The organism is Pseudomonas sp. 51_B (genome assembly GCF_017491595.1).
In the GTDB taxonomy this organism is placed as follows: domain Bacteria; phylum Pseudomonadota; class Gammaproteobacteria; order Pseudomonadales; family Pseudomonadaceae; genus Aquipseudomonas; species Aquipseudomonas promysalinigenes.
Window position 1 is genome coordinate 1 of record NZ_JAFGYW010000544.1, and the last position, 247, is coordinate 247.

Annotated in this window: 1 protein-coding gene and 1 pseudogene; one reads left to right on the forward strand and one right to left on the reverse strand. The window is 61.5% G+C overall.

Annotated elements, in window-relative coordinates; genetic code table 11:
- A partial coding sequence (locus tag J5M56_RS26945) for a hypothetical protein (RefSeq protein WP_243430918.1) occupies positions 1 to 97 on the reverse strand: 97 nt, incomplete at its 3' end.
- 23 nt (positions 98 to 120) lie between these two features.
- Between J5M56_RS26945 and J5M56_RS26950 the strand changes: the two are divergent.
- Positions 121 to 247: pseudogene (locus J5M56_RS26950) on the forward strand (hypothetical protein); the annotation flags it as partial.

The following is a 247-nucleotide window of genomic DNA, read 5'->3' on the forward strand; positions in this document are numbered from 1 at the left end:
CGGCGTCACCACGCTCACGCACGGCCTTGATGATGTCGAGCACGCGCTGGTTGACCGCGTCATCGGACACACTTTCCCAGCTCAGCAGATGATCCAGATGTCGGGCGAAATCCGGGTCAGCAGCGTTTCGACGGTGTTGACGCCAATTCCATCGATGATCTGATCCTGGGCCGTGAGCGCCTGGAACTGGCCCTGACCCGCATCACTGACGCTCAGCGCGAAGCGCTGGAAAAAGCCGCTACTCGCG